General features: G+C 70.2%; 4 protein-coding genes and 1 pseudogene. 3 read left to right on the forward strand and 2 right to left on the reverse strand.

The window, feature by feature from the left end; all coding sequences use genetic code 11:
• Window positions 1–719: methionine--tRNA ligase (locus F6Q13_RS16685; RefSeq protein ID WP_293058901.1), on the reverse strand; the 719-nt coding region annotated here is incomplete at its 3' end.
• A gap of 31 nt (window positions 720–750) precedes the next feature.
• On the opposite strand from F6Q13_RS16685, the gene F6Q13_RS16690 reads away from it, so the two are divergent.
• The 3 genes from F6Q13_RS16690 to rsmA all read left to right on the forward strand — a co-directional run bounded on the left by F6Q13_RS16690 (window position 751) and on the right by rsmA (window position 3,744).
• A complete protein-coding gene (locus tag F6Q13_RS16690) occupies window positions 751–1,602 on the forward strand; it encodes a TatD family hydrolase (RefSeq protein ID WP_293058904.1) in 852 nt (283 codons plus the stop codon).
• Window positions 1,603–1,750: 148 nt separating this feature from the next.
• Window positions 1,751–2,869 carry a resuscitation-promoting factor gene (locus F6Q13_RS16695; RefSeq protein ID WP_293058907.1) on the forward strand — a complete coding sequence of 373 codons (1,119 nt, stop codon included), beginning with the start codon at window positions 1,751–1,753 and terminating at the stop codon, window positions 2,867–2,869.
• Window positions 2,842–3,744: a 16S rRNA (adenine(1518)-N(6)/adenine(1519)-N(6))-dimethyltransferase RsmA gene (gene rsmA, locus F6Q13_RS16700; RefSeq protein ID WP_293058909.1), complete on the forward strand. Its 903-nt coding sequence runs from the start codon at window positions 2,842–2,844 to the stop codon at window positions 3,742–3,744. The genes F6Q13_RS16695 and rsmA overlap by 28 nt, the downstream gene beginning before the upstream one ends.
• A 107-nt stretch (window positions 3,745–3,851) precedes the next feature.
• On the opposite strand, the pseudogene F6Q13_RS16705 reads toward rsmA, so the two are convergent.
• Window positions 3,852–4,734 (reverse strand): annotated as a pseudogene (locus tag F6Q13_RS16705) (PE-PGRS family protein); the annotation flags it as partial.

Consider the following 4,734-nt stretch of genomic DNA (forward strand, 5'->3'; position numbering starts at 1 on the left):
GCCCCGGTCAGATAGTTGGTCAGCGCGTCGACCCAGACGTACATGACGTGGTCGGGGTGATCGGGCACCGGCACACCCCAGTCGAACGAGGTGCGCGAGATCGACAAATCGCGCAGTCCCCCGGCGACGAAGCTGACCACCTCGTTGCGCCGCACCTCGGGCGCGATGAAATCCGGGTTGGCCTCGTAGTGGGCCAGCAGCTTGTCGGCATAGGCCGAGAGCCGAAAGAAGTACGTGCGCTCCTGCGTCCAGGTCACCGGTGTTCCGGTCTCGGTGGCAATCCGGGTGCCGTCATCGAGCAGCCGGGTCTCCGATTCGACGAAGAACCGCTCGTCGCGCACCGAGTACCAGCCGGCGTAGACGTCGGAGTAGATGTCGCCGGCCGCCGCCATGCGCCGCCAGATCGCTTTGCAGGCCTCGTGGTGGTCGGCATCGGTGGTGCGGATGAACCGGTCGAAGGAGATATTCAGCTGCTCCTGCAGGCGCTGGAACACGTCGGAGTTGCGCCGCGCCAGCTCCGCGGTGGGCACTCCCTCGGCGGCCGCGGCTTGCGCGACCTTGAGGCCGTGCTCGTCGGTCCCGGTCAGAAACCGTACGTCGAAGCCGTCGAGCCGCTTGAACCGGGCGATCGCGTCGGTGGCGATGTACTCGTAGGCGTGCCCCAGGTGCGGCGCGGCATTGGGGTAGGTGATCGCGGTGGTGACGTAGTAGGACTTCATCGAAATTCCAGCCTAATTGTGTGCCTATGGTGTGCTGGTGAGCTCCCGACGGCCCGGTGACCGCCAAGCGCCGCCCGCCCCGGAGCCGTTGAGCCCGCTGGTCGATGCCCACACCCACCTCGACGCGTGCGGCGCCGGGGACGCCGACGAGGTACGCACCATCGTCGACCGCGCCGCGGCCGTCGGTGTCGTCGCGGTGGTCACGATCGCCGACGATCTGAACTCCGCGCGGTGGGTGACCCGCGCCGCGGAGTGGGACCACCGGGTCTACGCCGCGGTCGCGCTGCACCCGACGCGGGCGGACGCGCTGACCGACGACGCCCGTACCGAGATCGAACGCCTGGCCGCCCATCCGCGGGTGGTGGCGATCGGCGAGACGGGGATGGACCTGTACTGGCCCGGCCGGCTCGCCGGCTGCGCGCAGCCCGACGTGCAGCGTGCGGCGTTCGCCTGGCACATCGACCTGGCCAAACGAACCGGCAAGCCGCTGATGATCCACAACCGCGAGGCCGACGCGGAGGTGCTCGACGTGCTGCGCGCCGAGGGCGCACCTGACACCGTCATTTTCCACTGCTTCTCCTCGGATGCCGCGATGGCGCGCACCTGCGTCGATGCCGGCGCGCTGATCAGCCTCTCCGGGACGGTGACCTTCCGCAACGCGCGCGACCTGCGCGACGCGGTCCCGCTGATCCCGGCCGAGCAGCTGCTGGTGGAAACCGATGCGCCGTTTCTGACCCCCCACCCCTACCGCGGCGCACCCAACGAGCCCTACTGCCTGCCCTACACCGTCCGGGCGTTGGCCGAGCTCGTCGACCGCCCCGCCGCGGAACTCGCCCGCATCACCACCGCCAACGCCTTCCGGGTGTACGGACTGAGTAATTAAGAGTTCACTAAAAGCGGCGCGGCGGAGTTGCTCGATCTAGACCGGTTCGTTACCGTCTTGTGATCGAACGGCTGGGCGTTTCCCGGCCTTTTTGTGTGTGGCAGTTAATTGGTGCGGAAGTTATTGCTGAGGTCGGGGTTAGCGCGCAGTGAACGTACTCACCAGGCTGGACCGGTCCCGTTCGCCGTTGCTGCGTGGTCTGGTGGCCGCCCTGCTGCTGATGCTGGCCGTGGCCGGGGGATGGGCGGTGGCCGCCTACAAGACCGTGACCCTGAGCGTCGACGGAACGGCGATGAGGGTGACCACGATGAAGTCGCGCGTCGTCGACATCCTGGCCGAGAACGGCTTCGAGGTGGGCGAGCGCGACGACCTCTACCCGGCTGCGCGGGCGCGCGTGCGCGACGCCGATGCCATCGTGCTGCGTCGTAGCCGGCCGCTGCAGATCTCGTTCGACGGTCACAATCCCACCCAGGTGTGGACGACGGCGTCCACCGTCGACGAGGCGCTCGCCCAGCTCGCGATGACCGATACCGCCCCGGCTGCGGCGTCGCGCGGCAGCCGCGTTCCGCTGGCCGGGATGGCCCTGCCGGTCGTCAGCGGCAAGACCGTGCTGCTCGACGACGCCGGGGCGCTGCGCGAGGTGCATGTGGCCGCACCCAATGTCGGCGAGCTGTTAGCCGCCGCCGGCGCCCCGCTGGAGCAGGGTGACCAGGTGACTCCGGGCGCGTCGGCACCGGTGGTCGACGGGATGCGCATCCAGGTGACCCGCAACCGTATCGAGAAAGTCACCGAGCGAGTGCCGCTGGCCCCGCCCGTGCGGCGCATCGAAGACCCGGAGATGAACATGAGCCGCCAGGTCGTCGAAGACCCCGGTACCCCGGGAACCCAGGACGTGACGTTCGCGGTGGCCAAGGTCAACGGCGTCGAGGCGGGGCGCCTGCCGATCGCCAACACCGTGCTGACACCGGCGCGCGAGGCGGTGGTGCGGGTCGGGGCCAAACCGGGCACCGAGGTTCCCGACGTCGCCAACGGATCCCTGTGGGACGCCATCGCGCGGTGCGAATCCGGCGGTAACTGGGCGATCAACACCGGCAACGGGTATTACGGCGGTGTGCAATTCGATCAGCGCACCTGGGAGAACAACGGCGGGCTGCGGTACGCCCCGCGGGCCGACCTCGCCACGCGGGAAGAACAAATCGCCATCGCCGAGGCGATCAGGGCGGCCCGCGGTTTGGGGCCGTGGCCCGTGTGCGGTGGCCGGCGCTGACTGTTCGGCTACTCGGGCGAACCGAGATCAGGCGGTTGGCCAAAGAACTCGAATTTCGGCCACGAAAATCGCTGGGGCAGAACTTTGTCCACGATGCCAACACGGTGCGCCGGATAGCCTCGATGTCGGGGGTACAGCGCAACGACCACGTCGTGGAGGTCGGGCCCGGGCTTGGCTCGCTGACCCTGGCGCTGTTGAACCGGGGCGCGACGGTCAGTGCCGTGGAGATCGACTCGGTGCTGGCCGAACGGTTGCCGATAACTGTGGCCGAGCATGCGAGCAACGGGATCGACCGGTTGCGGGTGCTCCACCGCGACGTGTTGACCGTCGGCCGCGCCGACATCGATGAGCCGACCGCGCTGGTGGCCAACCTGCCGTACAACGTGGCCGTTCCCGCGTTATTGCATCTGCTGGCCGAATTCCCCTCCATCCGGACCACGTTGGTGATGGTGCAGGCCGAGGTCGCCGAACGGCTCGCCGCCGAACCCGGAGGGAAGGAATACGGGGCACCCAGCGTCAAGGCGCGCTTCTTCGGACGGGTCCAGCGCCAGGGCACGGTGTCGCCGACGGTGTTTTGGCCGACCCCGCGCGTGCACTCCGGGTTGGTGCGCATCGACCGTTACGAAACCCCGCCCTGGCCCACCGACGACACTTTCCGCCGGCGCGTCTTCGAGCTGATCGACATCGCCTTCGCCCAGCGCCGAAAGACCTGCCGAAACGCGTTCGTGCAATGGGCGGGCTCGGGCAACGAATCCGCGAGCCGACTGCTCGCGGCCAGCATCGACCCGGCGCGCCGCGGTGAGACCCTGCGGATCGAGGACTTCGTGCGGCTGTATCAGCGTGCTGCGACCTCGGTCAACGCACCGCCCGGGTGAGCTGCGCGCGGGACCGGTGAGGACCCCGTGCCGGCGGCAAGAATCCGCGGTCTCGGCGTGGGCGGCCGATCCTCGTCGATGACCGCTGGTGCCCGCCCGGCGGTTCGTCAGGGTGTCCCGGTGGTGCCGTTTGACCCGTGTGACCCGTTGGTACCGCCGGGCCCGGCAAGACCGCCGGGGCCGCCATCCCCTCCGGCGGCATTGGATGCGAAGGCGTTACCGCCGTTACCGCCGTCGCCGCCGTTGGCTTGGTCAATGCCGGTGCCGCCGGTGCCGCCGCCGTAACCGTTGCCGCCGTGGCCGCCGATAGCCAGTCCGAGGCCGAAGTTGGTCGCGCTGCCGCCCACGCCGCCGTCCCCGCCTTGACCGACAGTGGGAGGGCCGCCGTTGCCGCCGTCGCCGCCGAAAGCGTTATGCGTGGAGGTGGGGCTGTCGATTGTCGCGTTGCCGCCGGACCCGCCAAGCCCGCAGCCGGCACACCAGTTGCTGACGCCCTGGCCACCTTGGCCGCCCAGGCCGCCGACAGCGGTATGCGTGTTGGCGGCGTTGTCGATTGTCGCGCTGCCGCCCGGGCCGCCCTCGCCGCCGCCGTCGGTGCTGGTGCCGCCGGTCCCGCCGTTGCCGGGGGTGACGTTTCCGGTTCCGGCGGTGTAGGCGTCACCGCCGGCCCCACCGCTGCCGCCGCACGGAAGCGCCGGTTCTCCGCAGAAGCCGCCGGTGCCGCCGGCCCCGCCGTCGCCGCCGTTGCCGCTGTAGCCGGCGAAGCCGCCCCCGCCGAGGTGACCGATGGGTACCCCGGCGCCGTAAGCCCCGCCGTTACCGCCGGCCCCGCTGGTCCCGGCGTCTCCGCCGGCGCCACCGATGCCACCCTGACCGGCGCTGATGCCGGTGCCGCCGTCACCGCCGGTGCCGCCGGGCCCGCCGTTGGCCCCATCGCCGCCGTGACCACCGTGGCCGCCGGCTCCACCGACCCCGGTGTTGCCGAACACC

It is taken from the genome of Mycobacterium sp. (genome assembly GCF_008709575.1).
Taxonomy (GTDB): domain Bacteria; phylum Actinomycetota; class Actinomycetes; order Mycobacteriales; family Mycobacteriaceae; genus Mycobacterium.